Origin of the sequence: Geomicrobium sediminis (assembly GCF_016908595.1) — a bacterium.
Lineage (GTDB): Bacteria > Bacillota > Bacilli > Bacillales > Marinococcaceae > Geomicrobium_A > Geomicrobium_A sediminis.
The window spans coordinates 81,775-99,819 of record NZ_JAFBEC010000006.1 but is presented as its reverse complement, the minus strand read 5'-3'; the positions used below and the strand labels follow the sequence as shown (position 1 = coordinate 99,819).

Annotated in this window: 17 protein-coding genes; 13 read left to right on the top strand and 4 right to left on the bottom strand. The window is 42.6% G+C overall.

Annotation, left to right across the window (positions count from 1 at the left end; all coding sequences use genetic code 11):
* Positions 1-34: 34 nt before the first annotated feature.
* Positions 35-1,444 (bottom strand): YfcC family protein, encoded by a 1,410-nt coding sequence (locus JOD17_RS11020; protein WP_204697751.1) that lies wholly within the window; start codon positions 1,442-1,444, stop codon positions 35-37.
* 161 nt (positions 1,445-1,605) lie between these two features.
* Entirely contained in the window at positions 1,606-2,523 is a 918-nt protein-coding gene (hpaI, locus tag JOD17_RS11015; RefSeq protein WP_204697750.1) for a 2,4-dihydroxyhept-2-ene-1,7-dioic acid aldolase, read from the bottom strand.
* Between the two features lie 126 nt (positions 2,524-2,649).
* On the opposite strand from hpaI, the gene JOD17_RS11010 reads away from it, so the two are divergent.
* From JOD17_RS11010 to JOD17_RS10955, 12 genes are all read left to right on the top strand, one after another.
* A complete protein-coding gene (locus tag JOD17_RS11010) occupies positions 2,650-3,294 on the top strand; it encodes a GntR family transcriptional regulator (RefSeq protein WP_204697749.1) in 645 nt (214 codons plus the stop codon).
* Positions 3,295-3,346: 52 nt separating this feature from the next.
* Positions 3,347-4,111: a fumarylacetoacetate hydrolase family protein gene (locus JOD17_RS11005; RefSeq protein WP_204697748.1), complete on the top strand. Its 765-nt coding sequence runs from the start codon at positions 3,347-3,349 to the stop codon at positions 4,109-4,111.
* Positions 4,108-4,860 carry a fumarylacetoacetate hydrolase family protein gene (locus JOD17_RS11000; protein ID WP_204697747.1) on the top strand — a complete coding sequence of 251 codons (753 nt, stop codon included), beginning with the start codon at positions 4,108-4,110 and terminating at the stop codon, positions 4,858-4,860. Before JOD17_RS11005 ends, JOD17_RS11000 begins: the two co-directional genes overlap by 4 nt.
* A 7-nt stretch (positions 4,861-4,867) precedes the next feature.
* On the top strand, positions 4,868-5,260 hold the full coding sequence (locus JOD17_RS10995) for a 5-carboxymethyl-2-hydroxymuconate Delta-isomerase (protein ID WP_204697746.1): 393 nt from the start codon (positions 4,868-4,870) through the stop codon (positions 5,258-5,260).
* A 222-nt stretch (positions 5,261-5,482) separates the two neighbouring features.
* Positions 5,483-7,015, top strand: coding sequence for a 5-carboxymethyl-2-hydroxymuconate semialdehyde dehydrogenase (gene hpaE / locus JOD17_RS10990; protein WP_204697745.1), 1,533 nt, complete (start codon positions 5,483-5,485; stop codon positions 7,013-7,015).
* Between the two features lie 5 nt (positions 7,016-7,020).
* Positions 7,021-8,490 (top strand): 4-hydroxyphenylacetate 3-monooxygenase, oxygenase component, encoded by a 1,470-nt coding sequence (gene hpaB / locus JOD17_RS10985; protein WP_204697744.1) that lies wholly within the window; start codon positions 7,021-7,023, stop codon positions 8,488-8,490.
* Between the two features lie 14 nt (positions 8,491-8,504).
* On the top strand, positions 8,505-9,488 hold the full coding sequence (hpaD, locus tag JOD17_RS10980; RefSeq protein WP_204697743.1) for a 3,4-dihydroxyphenylacetate 2,3-dioxygenase: 984 nt from the start codon (positions 8,505-8,507) through the stop codon (positions 9,486-9,488).
* 34 nt (positions 9,489-9,522) lie between these two features.
* Entirely contained in the window at positions 9,523-9,999 is a 477-nt protein-coding gene (locus tag JOD17_RS10975) for a flavin reductase family protein (RefSeq protein ID WP_338028785.1), read from the top strand.
* 111 nt (positions 10,000-10,110) lie between these two features.
* Positions 10,111-10,788, top strand: a complete 678-nt coding sequence (locus JOD17_RS10970; protein WP_204697741.1) for a hypothetical protein — start codon at positions 10,111-10,113, stop codon at positions 10,786-10,788.
* Between the two features lie 5 nt (positions 10,789-10,793).
* Positions 10,794-11,423 carry an ATP-binding cassette domain-containing protein gene (locus JOD17_RS10965; protein ID WP_204697739.1) on the top strand — a complete coding sequence of 210 codons (630 nt, stop codon included), beginning with the start codon at positions 10,794-10,796 and terminating at the stop codon, positions 11,421-11,423.
* Positions 11,424-11,638: 215 nt separating this feature from the next.
* Positions 11,639-12,169, top strand: coding sequence for a GNAT family N-acetyltransferase (locus tag JOD17_RS10960; RefSeq protein WP_204697737.1), 531 nt, complete (start codon positions 11,639-11,641; stop codon positions 12,167-12,169).
* Positions 12,170-12,447: 278 nt separating this feature from the next.
* Complete coding sequence (locus JOD17_RS10955; protein WP_204697735.1) at positions 12,448-14,373, top strand: endonuclease MutS2; 1,926 nt, start codon at positions 12,448-12,450, stop codon at positions 14,371-14,373.
* Between the two features lie 51 nt (positions 14,374-14,424).
* On the opposite strand, the gene JOD17_RS10950 is transcribed toward JOD17_RS10955, so the two are convergent.
* A complete protein-coding gene (locus JOD17_RS10950) occupies positions 14,425-15,993 on the bottom strand; it encodes a BCCT family transporter (protein ID WP_204697733.1) in 1,569 nt (522 codons plus the stop codon).
* A gap of 250 nt (positions 15,994-16,243) precedes the next feature.
* Here JOD17_RS10950 and JOD17_RS10945 point away from each other — a divergent pair, with 250 nt between their 5' ends.
* The gene (locus JOD17_RS10945; RefSeq protein ID WP_204697731.1) at positions 16,244-16,846 is read left to right on the top strand and encodes a hypothetical protein; all 603 of its coding nucleotides are present in this window, start codon (positions 16,244-16,246) and stop codon (positions 16,844-16,846) included.
* A gap of 19 nt (positions 16,847-16,865) precedes the next feature.
* Here JOD17_RS10945 and JOD17_RS10940 read toward each other — a convergent pair whose 3' ends face one another.
* Entirely contained in the window at positions 16,866-18,038 is a 1,173-nt protein-coding gene (locus JOD17_RS10940; protein WP_204697729.1) for a YgeY family selenium metabolism-linked hydrolase, read from the bottom strand.
* Between the last annotated feature and the right edge of the window lie 7 nt (positions 18,039-18,045).

Below are 18,045 nucleotides of genomic sequence, written 5' to 3'. Positions count from 1 at the left end.
GTGGTAACTCATGGGTCACCACCGCTTTAAACCTTTATGAAAAGTTCATAAACTGCGCAATCATTAGAAACACGATCGCCAACAAATACCAGACGAGTAGCAGTGGCCAAATGAACTTCACCCATTTGTCCCAACCAACTTTAGCAATCGCAAGGGTTGCCATAAAATACCCCGATGTTGGATAAAAAATATTAGCGAACCCATCTCCAAATTGAAAAGCAAGTACTGCGGTCTGGCGAGTAATACCGACAAGGTCTGAGAGTCCGCTCATAATCGGCATCGTAATCACTGCTTGTCCACTCCCTGACGGAACGAGGAAGTTAAATCCCCCTTGTACGATCATCATGAATACCGCAGTTAGTGCCCCTGGCATTGCACTCACAATTTGACTCGTTCCATTGACGATTGTATCTAGAATCTGACCGTCTTCTAAAATGACAGACACGGCTCTCGCAAAGCCAATAACCATCGCTCCGAGCAAAATCGTCTTAAATCCATCATTAAACGTCTCAGCAATTTTACTTACGTTTAGACCAGTAATTAAGCCAATCACGATACCAATCGTTAAGTACAACCCTCCAAGTTCACGGAAGTACCAACCCCATTGAATGAGTCCAAAGATCATAAGCAATATACCGGCGAACAATACAACAATCGCAGCCATTTGTCGCTTCGTCGCTTTCACTTCAGTAATATCATCACGACCGACAAATGTTTCATCAATTCCGTCACCGTATACAAGACTCTTAGTCTTATCTTGCTTAATTTTACGTGCATAACGACTTACGAAGATAATTCCAATTGTCGTAATGATAAGAAAAATGAGCGCACGATACTCATACCCAGAATACAAAGGCAACTCACTTACTTCATGGGCCACCCCGACTGTTGCTGGTCCAGTAACTGCTGCTGTAAATCCTGCTACGGTACTCACTAATACCGCAGCAAGTGCGGTTAATCGATCAAACCCTAATCGAACCATAAGAGGTATGACAGCTGGTGCAAATACAATCGATAACTCAATTGCACTCGTGAATGTTGTTAAAAGCGCTAGTGGAAACATTAATACAGCGATAATCATAATCGGGCGATCATGAAATGTTCTGCCTAATTTACTAACCCCAATGTCAACGAGGCCACTACGTTCTAACACGGCAAACATTCCACCAATCATAAGAACACCAAAGATAATTTCACCAGCAGCGATCAATCCCGACGGAACAGCAAACATTAAATCAAAGAAAGATAAGTACGTTTTGTCTACTTCCGTAAACGTGCCGGGAATCAACACTTCTGTGCCGTTTTCATTCACTTCTCGGTCAAATAGACCTGACGGTACAATAAATGTCGCAACAAATGCCAATAGTAAAATCGTAAGTAAGATTACATAAATATGCGGGATCTTCAGTCTACCTTTTGACTTGTCTTCATTTTGCTCACTCATTGTCTCCTACCTCTTTTCTGTAAACGATCTTCTAGATGCTCATGCGCTTTATTGTAACTTTCTAAAAAAACATAGTATTTACTATACCAGTAAATTGAGTTTGTTAACATACGACAAAAAGAACTACTCGTATCAATTTTACGAGTAGTTCTTTAGAACACCTATGCTCTTTGGGTTGCAATTCCGTATACGTCTAGCGTTTCGCGAATTTCTTGTTGCAAAGCTTCTGTCGGTAAATCCATCGGCAACCGTAACACGGGCTCAATTTTGCCCATCATGCCAAGTGCCGCTTTTACTGGAGCTGGGTTTGTATCTTTAAATAGCACATCGTTTAATTGCATTAGCTCAAAGTGTAGATCTTGGGCACGCTTTAAATCTCCTTCTTCCCACGCATCGTGCATGTCTGCAACTTTACTTGGTAACACGTTTGCGGTTGCGCTAATTGATCCTGCTCCCCCGATCGCTAGCATCGGGTAACAGAGAAGCTCAATACCAGAGAAAAGTAAGAAATCACGTCCGCACCTTTGCAATACACGATTCACATGTTCAAAGTCTTTGTTCGACTCTTTTGCACCGATGATATTCGGACAGTCTTGCACAAGCCTTGCCATCGTATCAACTTCCATATTCACCGCGGTTCTTCCAGGAATGTTATAAATAATGATTGGAATTTGAACAGCGTCAGCAACTGTCTTGAAATGTTTGTATAGTGCATGTTGATTCGGTTTATTGTAATACGGTACGATGACCATCGCCGCGTCTGCACCCATCTCTTCCGCCCGCTTCGTTAAATACATCGTTTCATCGTGGTTCGTTGAACCTGTCCCTGGAGCAAATGGCACCCGGCCATTAATCGTACGCATGGCATTCTCCATCACTTGGACTCGCTCCTCAATTGTAAGAGAGCTCGGTTCACCAGACGTGCCTGTGACTGAAATGGCATGTGTGCCATTGTCGAGCTGGAATTCAATTAGTTCGGATTGCTTTTCGAAATCAATGTCATAGTTTTGCTTAAATGGCGTGACAACGGGAGTGATTGAACCTCTTAACCTTTGTTTAATGTCCGTATAATCCTTCATTTGATACGCCTCCTATGTCAGAAAAATTAAACTTTACAGTGATTATATATATAATCATATATGATTTCAATAGCTTTTCATCAGAAATGATTGAAATCATATATGATCTTCTATACAATTTAAGCTATGAAACGAGAAAAAAGCTCAAAGAGCACTCAAGCGTATGAAGTTATGAAAACGAGAATTCTAGACGGAACGTATGCTCCAAAAGAACGAATAATCATTGATCAAATCGCAAAGGAAATTGGTTCGAGTCACATCCCTGTAAGAGAAGCAATACGTCGCCTCGAAGCTGATCAATTGATTGAATACCGAGCGAATGTGGGCGCTGTCGTCCAATCATTAAACGATGATGCGTACAAAGAAACATTAGAATTCCTCTCTGTACTTGAAGGCTATGCAACCGCAATGAGTGCAACATCGCTAACAAGTGAAGACCTCTCACAGCTTCATGATTTGAACAGTCAAATGAAAGAAGCATTACACACGTTTGATTTGCAACTGTTTGGACAGTTGAACAAAGCCTTTCACTATGTCATTTATGATGCTTGTACGAATGAACTACTCGTCAAATCGATCAAAGATGCGTGGGACAAATTGGACACCGTTCGTACGAGAGGGTTTCATTCCTTCCCGTTACGCGCAAATGATTCTGTTCTTGAACACGATCAATTACTCGAAATGCTTGAACAGAAGCAACCCGTTGATCGTATTGAGAAATTCGCACGACAACACAAACAAAATACGTTACGTGCTTCTAAACAAACGTAGAGAACGGCTCTACGTTTGTTTGGAAACGTCGAACACAAAGGAGCGAGTCACTTTGGTTAACGCATACGGTCGTATTCAAGGAACAGCTCAAGTTCAAAATCTTTGGCTTCAATCGTCTTCGTACACGGGGATTTTTGCTACAACGACTGCGCCTCTTGATTGCCCTGTCGAAGGCTGTGTTTACGGAACAGCATTAAACTATCAAGGAGAACTAACTAAACTCGGTCCGAAGCTTCACGAAAAACCTTACCTTGCTCCACCGAACGCACCAATCCTGTACATTAAACCAAAAAATACATTCATCGCGCACGAAACACCAATACCGTTTCCAGAAGATTCGGACTACCTAGAAGTTGGTGCTGCACTTGGCGTTGTATTCAAAGAGCACGTCACAAATGTCTCTGTGGAAGAAGCTTGGGATACGATTCTCGGATTCACAATCGTAAATGACCTATGTATTCCCCACGACAATATCCATCGTCCTGCTGTGAAATACAATGCTCGTGACGGTTATTGTCCAGTCGGTCCATGGATTGTTGATCGTGACGATGCTCCAAATCCCGATCAAGTCGTCATTCGCGTCTATGTAAACGATGAGCTTCAACAGACAGGTCATACGAAACAGCTTGTTCGTAACGTCCGCCAACTCATTTCAGATGTGAGCGCCTTTCTCTCATTCAATCCTGGGGATGTATTGCTCGTCGGCACGCCTGAAAATCGACCACTCATTCAACACGGAGACACGGTTTCAATTGAAATTGAAGGAATCGGGAAGTTGACGAATACGACTGTCTCTTTGAAGGAGGGTGTACGATGAAACGAGCTAGAGTTGTCGTTGACGGTGCCATTCATGAAGCTGTTAAACACGGAGAACAATTGCAATTACCTAGCGGTCGAATTGTGGCAACAAAAGAGGTTCAGTGGCTTCCCCCAGTCGTTCCAGGAACGGTTTTTGCACTTGGTCTAAATTACGCAGATCATGCCAAAGAACTTGCATTTCAGGCACCTGAAGAACCACTCGTTTTCCTAAAAGGGCCGAATACGTTTATTGGACATCACGGGAAAACTGTACGACCTGATGAAGCGGAACATATGCATTATGAATGTGAACTTGCCGTTATCATCGGCAAACAAGGGAAGAACATCCCCCGCTCAAAAGCGTATGAGTATATCGCTGGTTATACAATTGCAAATGATTACGCCATTCGTGATTACCTAGAAAATTATTATCGTCCGAATTTACGTGTGAAGAGTCGAGATACGTGTACACCAATTGGACCGTATCTCGTTGATGCGTCCGACATTCCAGATCCAATGAACCTAACACTCAAGACGACTGTTAACGGAACCGTAACACAAACCGGTACGACCAAAGATATGGTCTTTTCAGTACCTGTGTTAATCGAGTATCTGAGTAGTTTCATGACCTTAAACAAAAACGACATCATCCTCACTGGAACACCAGAAGGACTCGCAAAAGTATATGAAGGCGATCATGTGATCACAGAAATTGAAGGTCTTGGACAGTTGCACAATACAATCATTAGCGATCATTTAGAAAGGTAAGGTGCAGATGCCACACTTTATCGTTGAGTATACGGATAACCTTAAAGAAACGGGTCAAATTCGCGAATTATTAATGAAAGTGAACCGCGTACTTCGCAACCGTTCAGATCTTTTCCCAATTGGAGGGATTCGCTGTCGAGCAACGATCGTTGAGGATTATGTGATTGCTGATGGTCTAGAAGACGATGCATTCGTGCATGCAACACTAAAGATTGGCAGTGGCCGGACGAACGAGGAGAAAACCGAAGTTAGCGAAGCGATTTTCAAACAACTAAGCGAACACTTTCAGCCGTTATTAGACACCCGTTACCTTGCCCTTTCTTTTGAACTACAAGAATTTACTGGTGAAGGCACGCATAAGCTGAACAATATTCATACTCGATTTAACCGCCCAGACTGAACACCACGTTCAGTCTTTTTTTATGGTTACATGTTGCAAATTCAATGCCACAATATTTAATTGTCGACTCTCTCCTAATTGAAAAACCCTTCTGGAACACTGGTTTACTACTATCTATATTCTTTTCGTATGTAACACGAAGTTTAATAATATTTAACCTATGTCTAATCCCATGCTATATTGAAAGCGTTTACAAGATATTGTAATTAAAGGAGGCCATTCATGTCTACGCTACGAAACAATGTGAGTGAAGACGGTAAGAAAGTCATCCAGAACATATCAACGATTCAACAGTATATAAACGGTGAATTTGTCGATTCATCTAGTCATCAAACGTTTACGAATTACAACCCTTATACGAATGAGCCGATTAACGAAGTCGCATCTGGAAATGATCGCGATATCGACATCGCCGTTGCTGCAGCAAAGAAAGCTTTCAACGGTGAATGGGGACGCTTACCGATTCAAAGACGAATGGTCTATTTAAATAAGATTGCCGACCTGATCGATGAGCATATTGAAGAAATTGCACCGCTAGAATCCTATGACACTGGCTTACCACTAAAGCAAACGAAAAAAATGGTCGCACGGGCGGCACAGAACTTCCGATTTTATGCAGAGATGGTGTCATCGAGGCTTGTCGGTGAAGTCTACCAAGTCGATGATGAGTTTCTAAATTATACGATTCATAAGCCTGTTGGTGTTGCTGGACTCATTACGCCGTGGAACGCGCCGTTCATGCTTGAGACGTGGAAGATCGCCCCTGCCCTTGCAACAGGCAATACCGTCGTATTAAAACCAGCAGAATGGTCACCACTTACTGCAAATCGTCTCGCTGAAATTATTCATAAAGCGGACCTTCCAAAAGGCGTCTTTAACGTCGTCCACGGTTACGGTGAAACCGCAGGTGCGGCACTCGTAAGACATCCCGACGCCCCACTGATTTCATTTACTGGTGAGACGAAGACGGGTGTAGAGATTCAAAAAAATGGTGCGGAAGCGATGAAACAATTCTCTATGGAACTTGGCGGTAAGTCACCGATCATCGTTTTCGAAGATGCAGACCTTGACCGCGCACTTGATGCGTGTACGTGGGGTATCTTTTCCTTTAATGGTGAGCGTTGCACAGCTAATTCACGTCTATATATCCATGAATCTGTTGCAGAAGAATTTATAGAGCGACTTAAAACACGCGTTGATCACATTCAAGTTGGCGATCCACTAGATCTTAAAACCGAAGTCGGTCCACTCATTCACCGTGAACACTACAACAATGTGAAACAGTATTTGAAAATCGCCACAGAAGAAGGAGCAGAACTCTACCAAACGACGGTTCCTGATGACCTACGACAAGGATGTTACGTTCCCCCAACACTTCTCTTAAATGTTGAGCAAGGTATGCGTGTCGTTCAAGAAGAAATCTTCGGCCCAGTTCTTTCTGTCATGACTTTTCGTGATGAAGCCGATGTGATCGAAAAAGCAAATGCCGTTCGGTACGGCTTAGCCGGTTATGTTTGGACGAAAGATTTACAACGGGGGCACCGAGTTGCTCATGCCGTTGATGCTGGAATGCTTTGGGTGAATTCACAAAATGTTCGGGATTTACGCACCCCATTTGGTGGGTCCAAGCATAGTGGAATCGGCAGAGAAGGCGGACATTACGCTTTTGAATTTTATACTGAAGTTCAAATCATACACGTTGCCATGGGCGACCACCACATTCCGCAATTCGGAAAACCAACGACAAGGAGCTGAATGAAATGCCAGCCAAAACTGGAGCACAATATAAAGAACGATTAAAGAAAGCTCGCAATAACGTATTTATCGATGGGGCACGTGTCGAAGATCCAACAACACATCCAGCGTTTAAGAATGTCATCCAATCGATGGCCAACTTATACGACCTCCAATATGACCAACAGGAGACACTTCTTTACACATCACCTACGTCTGGAACGCCGGTAGGCATGACATTCCTGCAGCCAACGTCGATCGATGACCTCATTCGCCGTCGTGAAGCAATTCAAGCTTGGGCGAGAACATCTGGAGGCATGATGGGGCGCTCGCCAGATTATTTGAATGCTGAAGTGATGGCGATGGGAATGAACAATGAGCTATTTAAAGAAGCGGACCCGATGTTTGCAGATAACGCTCGCGCTTATTATGAATACGCAAGAGAAAACGACATTAGCCTCACTCATACACTCATTCATCCACAAGTGAATCGAGAAAAGGCACAACACGAACAAAAGGATGCCAACATGGCCCTTCACCTCGTAGAAAAGAAATCTGACGGTATTATCGTGGACGGCGTACGATTGCTCGCAACTCAAGGGGGAATCACAGATGAAATTCTCGTTTTCCCTTCAACGGTTAAGCCAGCAGGCGAGTTAGATGATCCGTATTCACTCGCATTCGTCGTTCCAAACAATACCGAAGGGCTATCATTCATAAGCCGAGAATCGTTCGACCAAAACAAATCGACGTACGACCATCCATTAAGCAGTCGCTTTGAAGAAGGTGACGCGATTGTTCATTTTGACAACGTGTTTGTTCCTTGGGAAAAAGTGTTTGTATGTGGCAATTCGTCCATTTGCAACCGTACGTTTAAAGAGACGAATGCAGTCGTCCATATGTCTCATCAAGTCGTCGCCAAAAATGTTATTAAAACCGAATTCCTTCTCGGAACAGTGTTAAACATTATGGATTCGATTGGCATTGATGGCTTCCAACACGTGAAAGACAAAGGGACCGAAATTATGCTCACACTTGAGACGATGAAGTCTCACTTGTACCGCTCTGAACAAAATGCAACTCTCGATCGTTCAGGTACGATGACACCCGACTTTGAGGCTTTAAACGCTGCAAGAAACTACTATCCAAGAGTGTACCCTCGTCTCGTAGAAATCCTACGTATTCTTGGGGCCTCTGGATTAATGGGAATTCCGAGCGAAGCCGATTTTCAAAGCCCTGAAATCGGTATGATTGTGAATCGGGCACTCCAATCAAAGAACCTTCAAGGTTACGAGCGTGTGCAATTGTTCCGTCTCGCTTGGGATATGACATTAAGTGCATTCGGCAGTCGTCAAATGCATTATGAATACTATTTCTTTGGAGATCCAATAAAGATGGGCATGGCTTACTTCGATCAATATGACAAGGAACCTTACAAACAGTACGTTCAAGACTTTTTGCAGCAAACGACCGCTGTGAAGCCTAACTTTTCTTAACGGGGAGTGATCTGATGACGAATCCAAACATTATCCGTGCGAGCCGTGCCGTGTTGCACGTCACAGACTTAGAGCAATCCTTTGCGTTTTACGATGCACTTGGATTTATTGAAACCGCTCGAGATGAAAACCACCTCTACTTGCGGGGACTTGAAGAACACAACCATCATAGCCTATGTCTAAAAAAGGGCACTGAGCCCGTGGTTGAAGCGATTAGTTACAAAGTAGAAGCTGAAAATGATTTAGAAACACTCGCAAAGCTTTTTAAAAAGCATAACCAGGACGTCCGCTGGCTGCAAAAAGGAGAGCAAACCGCAATGGGGCGCGCCCTTCGTGTGACTGATCCTAGTGGACTAACCGTTGAATTCTATCATGAAATGGAAACGGTGGATCGACTATTGCAGCGATATGACCTTTATAAAGGGGCAAAGGTACAACGAATTGATCATTTCAACTGCATGGTTGAAGACGTAGAGGCTGCTCACAACTTCTACCTTCGTGAGCTCGGTTTCCGTTGTTCTGAATACACCGCAACTGAAAACGACAACATCTGGGCCGCATGGTTACATCGTAAACCGAGTGTACACGACGTGGCGTTTATGAACGGATTAGGACCTAGGCTTCATCACGTTGGTTACTGGTTGAAAGATCCGATGAGCCTCATTGATGCGTGTGACGTACTTGCTTCGATCGGCTATGGTCCGAACATCGAACGTGGTCCTGGTCGTCACGGACTATCTAATGCCTTTTTCTTGTACTTGCGCGACCCTGATGGTCACCGAATTGAACTGTATAACGGCGATTATTTAACGTCTGACCCTGATTTTAAACCGATTCGCTGGGACCTTGACGACCCAAGACGTGCCACGTTTTGGGGGCATGAAGCCCCGGATAGTTGGTTTGAAGAAGCGTCTCACTTCCTTACGTTACAAGGAGAGCAAACGGTATCCCTTACGGAGCCTAAATTAGAAAAGAAGAAACCGACATTTATCATCTAACCCTTAGCCACCCACTTAGAAAGGAGCGCTTGCTATGATGGACGATCATCAATTTCGAACAGCAATGAGCAAGTTCGCGACAGGCGTGACCGTCATCGCTGCTGAACATGACGGTCACATTCATGGCATGACGGCGAACGCCTTTATGTCAGTGTCACTCGATCCGAAGCTTATTCTCATTTCGATCGGTCACCACGCAAAGATGCGTAAAATGATTGAGTCGTCAGGAACATTTTCAGTAAATGTATTATCTCGAGAACAAAAAGATACATCCATGCTTTTCGCCGGCCAAAAGCAAGCGACACACCCTTACTCGTTTAATACGTTTGCAAATTTGCCCATTGTACAAGAATCACTCGTTTCGTTAGCATGTACCGTTCATAACACCCACCGTGAAGGTGATCATACGCTCTTTGTCGGGAATGTCTACAACTTACTCATTAATGATCATGCAGAACCTCTTACATTCTACAACGGTCATTATAAGAATCTACAGTTTGAAGGAGTATAAGATCAGCATTTAACTTTTTTTGGGAAATAAGGAGGAAATAAAGCATCTTTATAGAACGAGAAGAAGTAGACGTTGTCATCACAGCGTCTATTTTTAATGAGGTGATCGATAGTGAATGTTATTCAGGCTTACTACATATTAAACATGAAGATTTTACTTAAAGAAAAGCTGCCATTACTTTGGTCAACGGCACTTCCTGTCATCTTTCTTTTCATCAATGGTCAGTACGTTCAAGATACGATGTTTTTAAATTACTTTTGGGCAATCATTATTTTTGCCTGTTACATCTTTGGAGTAGGACTTCAAGCGGTACGACTCCGAGAAGCTGGGCTACTGAAAACGTATTTTTCAATGAATCCTTCACGGATGCTGTTCTTTATTTCGCTCGTGCTCACACAAATGACGTCAGCTTTTATTAGCATGGTCATTTTGAACAGCATTGCTGCTTTATTTTTTCCAGTAAGCTTTGTAGAAGCAATGTTGTATTCAACCTTACTCATTTTCCTTGCTTTGCCTGTTGCATTTTTATCAGCGAATTTGACGATGCTTCACAAGAGTAGCTATCAAACACTTAGCACAGTCATTGCAATCATTTTTTTCATCTCATTGTTTACGCTAACGTTTGAGCACATGATTAACTATGTAAATCCGCTCGTATACCTTTCTCAAATTTTATTTATGCAAGGCGCGTTCGAATATCTCGTTTATGTCATTGGATCGGCGCTTTGTATTATTACAGGAGTGTATAGCTTACGAAACTACCGAGTAAATTCTATCATGAGAAGGTGAACCGGATGATTACCATTCAGAATTTATCCTATGCATCGATGATCGAGAATACGAACGTTAGCTTTCAAATTGGATTGAACTATATCTATGGGAAAAATGGATCTGGGAAGTCGACCTTCCTCGATTGCCTATCTGGAATTATTCACAATTATTCTGGAACGATTACCGGTAATGATGATCTGATTTATATGAACCAAAACTTATATTTCTCGATGAAACTTAAAGTAAAGGACTACGTACAATTTGTTTTAACTCTTGATCGTGTAAAACATACGTACAATGATTATTTCGCTTATATTGAAAGCATCGGCCTGAAAACGTTTCTTGATGAAGCGTGGAACAGCGAAGTCTCCATGTTGTCTGGCGGGGAACGCCGCAAACTGTTTTTCGTTACTATGTGTTATCTTGATCGTGAATGGTACGTCTTTGATGAACCGTTCGCAGGTGTTGATGATGAAGGGAAACAGCTACTAACTACAATCTTAGAGCGTTTAGTCGACTCTAAGAAAGGTGTACTCTTTACTTCTCATGAGCGAATCCAGTTTGAAAACATGAACTCGACCATGTATACGCTTGAGAACAAACAGATTTATGCACCGTTTGAGCAGAAACAAACCGCTATTTCCAATCACTAAAAAGAAGCGTGGACACATTGAACTCGTATTCTCTTAGTTAGTAAACCTTCCCAAGTTGACATCGTTCGTTTCAGTCCATACAATTTAAAGTAATTGAAATGGAGGTTTTTGTTTGTATAACTTATGTTCATTACTGGGGTGTAAACGTTCTTAATACGCTTTTTTATTAAGAACGGATGTTATCACATTTCCACTCAACGTAAAGGAGAATCATTGTGACGATTTCCATACGAGAGGAACGCCCTTCTGACTATAAAGACATTGGATATGTCATTGAACAAGCTTTTCGACACGCAGAGCATACGGATCACCAGGAGCATACGCTCGTCGCGAAGATTCGTGAGACTGATGCGTATCAACCTGATTTAACGTTTGTTGCAGTTGATGGCGAGCGTATTGTAGGACACATTGTGCTCTCTAAAATTACGATTAAAAACAACAATGATCATGCTGACTCCTTAGCACTTGCACCTGTATCTGTCTTACCTGATTCTCAAGGTAGGGGTATTGGTAGCCTGTTAATTCAGCATGCATTATCAAAAGCAACTGAAACTGGTCATGAATCGGTGATTGTTCTCGGGCACGAAGCGTACTACCCAAAGTTTGGGTTTACACGTGCAAGTGAATGGAAGATTACAGCACCGTTTGACGTGCCTGATGAATCATTTATGGCGCTTGAATTACGACCAAACGTACTACAACAAGTGCACGGTACGGTTCATTACTCACGTGCATTTAATGAATAGAAACGATAAGGGGAATATTTATGTTACTGGCGGTTCTTAACTAATCCAGCAATTGGATACGTTGCATACGTTTCAAAAATGCGTCTCGTTGACGCTTCTTTGTCGTGCGTATGTTTCCTTGTTAAGAACTCGTTCTAAAACTAGCGTACCCATCATCAGACTGCGGGAAGATCCGTCTGTCTATTTGATCGCTGTGAACGATTGTTCATGGCGATTTTTGTGTATGCTGTGAACAAATCGTTCCAACGGTCTCCAACAAGATCCTAGGAGGAAATCACATGAACGAACAAACATTAGACGTACTCGGCTATAACAAAGTCATTCAAGATATTATGGACTATGCAAGAACCGACCGCGGGAAAGAAACGATTCACCAATTAAAGCCAATGGTTAATGAACGGCGCATTTCTCAGTTGCTCACCGAGATCGAAGAAGCCATTGAGATCTTAAAAATCAGCAGTAGCGTCCCGATTCACACGGTTGATGACATTGAACAACTCATCACTCAAGGAAAGAAAGGCTTATTCATACGAGCAGATCAGTTCTCACGTGTCCTTTCTTTTCTTGATCATTGTACGAAGTTAAAACGATTTATGAAGGATAAAGAATATGCAGCACCAACAGTAAGTGCATATGCCTTTTCAATCGAGGATGTCTCACAACTTGAAGAGACCCTTTCGTCTGCACTTCGAAATGGGCGTGTCGATGATTACGCATCGAAATCATTAACGGACTTAAGAAGACAAATCAGTGAACTTGAAGACCGCATGAAAGCACGAGTACAAGACCTTGCCCGCGGAAAGAAATACGCCACCTATTTGCAAGACACCGTCGTGTCTGAACGTCAAGGGCGATTTGTTTTGCAAGTTAAAAAGGAATACAAAAGCAAAGTTCCAGGGAGCGTCATGGACACATCTGCTTCTGGTTCTACCGTCTTCGTTGAGCCTGCTGAAATTTCTTCTATTCAAGAAGAACTCAATTTATACAAAATGATGGAAGAAGCTGAAGTTGAGCGAATTTTATTTGAGCTTACTGCTGAGTTTTTAGATTATGAGCATACTCTCATGCTTGCACTAGACGTGATGCACAACTATGATGTTCTCTTCGCGAAAGCAAAGTATTGCCAAGCGATTCATGGAACAAGGCCAAGTCTCACGGACGACAAAACAATGAACCTCATTGAAGCTCGTCATCCTGAACTAAAAGACAACGCAGTCCCTCTTTCGATTGAATTTGGCGAGGAAGAACGGGCACTCGTCATTACAGGGCCAAACACAGGCGGGAAAACGGTGACGCTAAAGACTGTAGGTCTGCTCACGTTAATGGCTCAAGCAGGGTTATTAATCCCAGCAAAGAGCGGTAGTAAAACAGGGATCTTTCAACAAGTGTTCATCGACATCGGTGATGGACAGAGCATCGAAGACAATTTAAGTACGTTCAGCTCAAGGCTCGTCTCGATTATTCAAATTCTCGAGCAAGCAAACGACCACTCTCTCGTCTTCCTTGACGAGCTCGGTTCAGGAACAGATCCAGCAGAAGGAATGGGCCTTGCGATCGCCATCCTTGAGCAGCTGTACAAAAAAGGTGCGACGCTATTCGCAACGACTCATTATAATGAAATGAAGTCTTTCGCAGAGGAGTCTGAGGGCTTTCTAAACGGCTCAATGGAGTTTGATTTAGAAACCTTAAAACCGACGTACCGCTTACTTCTTGGCGAAAGTGGCAAAAGCCAAGCGTTTGAGATTGCCCTAAAGCTCGGTTTGCATCCACAAATCGTTGAACAAGCACATGAACGAGCTTACAAAGAAAGTGGAGACTATAAAGAGCGATTCTCTTCTGAGACATTAAATCAAGACGCTTTAAAACGGCAAGTTACGATCAATCGTTACGCCGATTACAAGAAAAAGAAAGCCGTCGGTGAAGTAAAACAATTCGATCAAGGTGATAATGTAAAAATCCAAGCGTCAGATGAGATTGGAATTGTCTACACAGGTCCTGACGAACGTGGCAATTACGTCATTCAAGTGAAAGGTGAAAAGAAAACGTACAATCATAAACGGTTAACACTTTATATTCAAGCTGAAGATTTGTATCCTGAAGACTACGATTTTGATATTATCTTCAAAAGTAAATCGTATCGGAAAATCAAAAATGACTTGTCACGTAAACATGTGGACGGATTAATTCTAGAAGACGAAGAATAATCATTTAAAAAGACGAAACGGCTCAGTTAATGCCGCTTCGTCTTTTTTCGTTTAGTCTTTATCGGTTGCGGAAGGATCGTCTTCGTCGTTCTTTGTGGACTGTTTACGAACAACTAGTTGTGGCTGGTTCTTAGAAAACTGACTGCGTTCTGATCTGAGTGACTTAATGAGTGAAAAGACCATCATGAGTAAGATAATCGAGAATGGAAAAGCCGCGATGATCATCACATTTTGTACAGCTTGTAGCCCCCCACTATAAAGGAGAGCAATCGCTGTAACCGAGAGCACCGCACCCCAAACGAACTTAATGCCATTCGGCGGATTGTTCGAACCGTTCGTTGAATGCATCCCGAGTACGAACGTTGCCGAGTCTGCAGATGTAATAAAGAACACGGCAACCAGCACAATCGTAACAATCGATGTTATCGTACTGATTGGCATCGTACTTAACATCCCAAACATCATTTCTTCATTTGTTAATGCACTCAAATTGATGACTTCATTTAGCTCTAATGACATTGCCGTTCCCCCGACGAATGAAAACCAGATAAACCCTACAATCGACGGAACAATTAACACTGCAATAGTAAATTCTCGTAACGTACGTCCCCGTGACACCCTGGCGATGAATGTACCAACATAAGGTGACCATGCAATCCACCACGCCCAATAGAAGATCGTCCAATCATTAATCCACTCCCTTGCATCTGGGCTACCTGGAGCAATTCTAAAACTAAGCTCTGGCAACGTTTGCAAGTAAGTTCCTAACGTATTCGTAAACAAGTTCAATGAAAACATCGTTGAACCAAACGTTGCAATAAAAATAAGCAAAATTAATGCTAGAATCATGTTGAAATTACTAAGGATTCGAATCCCTTTGTTTAGCCCGGTCATCGCAGACGTTAAGAACAAGACCGTTACAATGACAATAATAATGGTTTGAATCGAGAAATTGATTGGTAGATCAAATAAAAAGGAAATCCCACCATTCATCTGAACAGCACCAAACCCAAGGCTCGTCACAATACCTGTTACGGTCGCCACTAGCCCGAACCCGTCAATGAACTTTCCTTTTAAGCCATCGGTATTCATAAGTGGTGACAATGTCGCACTAATCAGTCCAGGTTTCCCTTTACGGAAGTTAAAATAAGCTAAACAGACAGCGATAATCGCATAAATTCCCCAAGCGTGAATGCCATAATGAAAAAACACAAACCGCATCGATTCGCGTGCTGCTTCAATCGTTCCTTCTTCTACCGTCGGTGAATTAATTGCAAAGTGTGACATCGGTTCTGCTGCACCGAAGAACACAAGTCCAATCCCCATCCCTGCACTAAACAACATCGCAAACCATGTTAAGTACCCGTACTCTGGTTTGTCATCATCTTTACCGAGCTTAATTTTCCCGTACGGACTAATGATAATAAACAAACAGACGAGTGCGAAAAGTGTTACGGCAATCAGGTAGTACCAACCAAATGTGCTTGAAATAAACTGCTGAACCGTTGCAGTAATTTGTTCAAGTTGGGTCGGTAAAAGAACTGCGGCTAAAATGACAACAAGTAACGCCCCTACAGCCCAATAAAACACTGGTTGTATTCGACCATGTGCTGTTTTCATAACAATCCCTGCTCCTTTATGTTCCATTCCTTTTGCTAGTGTGGTCGTTCTCTCCTTGGAACATGTAAACGAACCATTATGTAACATTTACCTATCTTTACTAAGATGTGGCTTAGGTATCTTAGTAGGTGATGTACAACCATTGACCTTATGCCCTTCGTATAATAGGCTGTATAGTGCGTTTCCTTTTGTGCAACACTAAAATGGAAACTTGTCCCACCTACTACACGATTCCATACGGAGTGAACAAATGCTTACCTACAAAGATGCTTGGAAAGTCATTAACTTTTGCGAAGAGCAAGGGTACGTTACCAATAAAGAGACATTAAGACTTGAAGTCGTGCGCTCAAAGAAAGAAATTAAGAACCACCCAGATCATATTCAAGAAGACCTTCAAAGGGTAGGTGGTGTAAGCACCATCGATCCTCGAAGCTTAATTAGCACAATCTACTTATATCCTCAACAAGTGGCTGAAAATGTAAAAGCTCACGGCCACAACTCTAACGTTGGGACCGCTGTAACCGTTCAATTATTGCTTCATGAAATGCGCCATCACGTCCAACGTACGGAACTACGCGATTATGGATGGGAATTGCAACAAGATTATCAGCTTTATCACGAACACGATCGAGCCAATGATCATTGGACTGAAAAAGATGCGGATGCTTTTTCGACGAACCTTCTCTACGACCATGCAACTGAACTTGCGAAATTGCTAAAAGTCCAAGAAGAGCGCATGCAGATTTATGAAAATCGTGCGCACGATGCATTCCCTGACTTTGACCGCTTTAAAGAACAGTACCAACAAATTCGCGAAAAGATCATTGAGTTAAACAAACAGGAAAACGCCTAAAGCTAGGCGTTTTCCTGTTTTATATTTCTGCAATTGTTGCCACGTAAAAGGCACAAGCTTCATGAATTTTCTTTACTTCACAACTTTCATTGTTCATATGCGCAAGTTTGTATTCGCCAGGGCCAAAACCGATTGTCGGAATACCCTCTGAAACTGGAGTCACCGCGTTTGTCCCAAAATCCCAAAAATCAAACGCTGGCGGTTTCGAGAATACTTTTTCATAAGCGTTTACTAAGTACTTTGTGAGCGGATGGTCCTCAGCAATCTTCCACGGTTCATGTAAAGGTTCATAGTGAATGTTCGCGCCTTTCCAACTCGTGCGATGCAAAGAACCGATTTCCCACGTTGCATCCAACCCGTTCACGATGTGATCCATCTCCTTTTTGACTGTCTCTTCATCTTCTCCGAGCACTAGTCGGCGATCGAGATAAATCTCACACTCCGAAGGAACGGCATTTAGCGATGCACTCGTGCTTGATATGTTCGATAAGACGAGCGTCCCTGACGCAACTCCACGATGCATCAATTGATGATTTTGCTCTTCTACTCTGCGAATGACTTCTGCCATTTTATAAACGGCGTTATCTCCTTTTTCAGGAGCAGAACCGTGGGCAGACGTCCCGAACGTTTTCACTCGTAATTGTGCTTTTCCACGATGACCAAGGACAATTTTGTTGTCTGAAGGTTCGCAAATAATCATATAGTTCGGTTTCGTTTGCGGAAATTCTTTAAATAATTGTTTTAAGTTCTCACCATCACAAAATTCTTCATCAACAGTACATGTAATGTAGACAGCCTTTCCATTTAGCTGCTGTAAATCTTTCGCTATCTTTGCGGCGTATATCGATGCCACAATTGATGATTTCATGTCAACAGACCCTCGTCCGTAAATTCTGCCCTCTTTAATTTCCCCAGCAAAAGGTGGCAACTCCCATTCGTCTTCTTCATGCACTTCTACTGTATCCATGTGTGAATCAAACATCAGAACGTTTTCACCATTTCCGACTCGACCAACGACGTTCCCAAGTGAATCGATCCATACTTTATCAAAATCTAGCGATTCCATCTTAGCTTTGATCGTATGTGCAATTTCCTTTTCATCGCCTGAAAAGCTCTTAATCCGAACGAGCTGTTGCACAAATTCTACAATCTCTTGTTCATATTCACGTAGTGCTTCATACAATTTCTCCATGTAATAC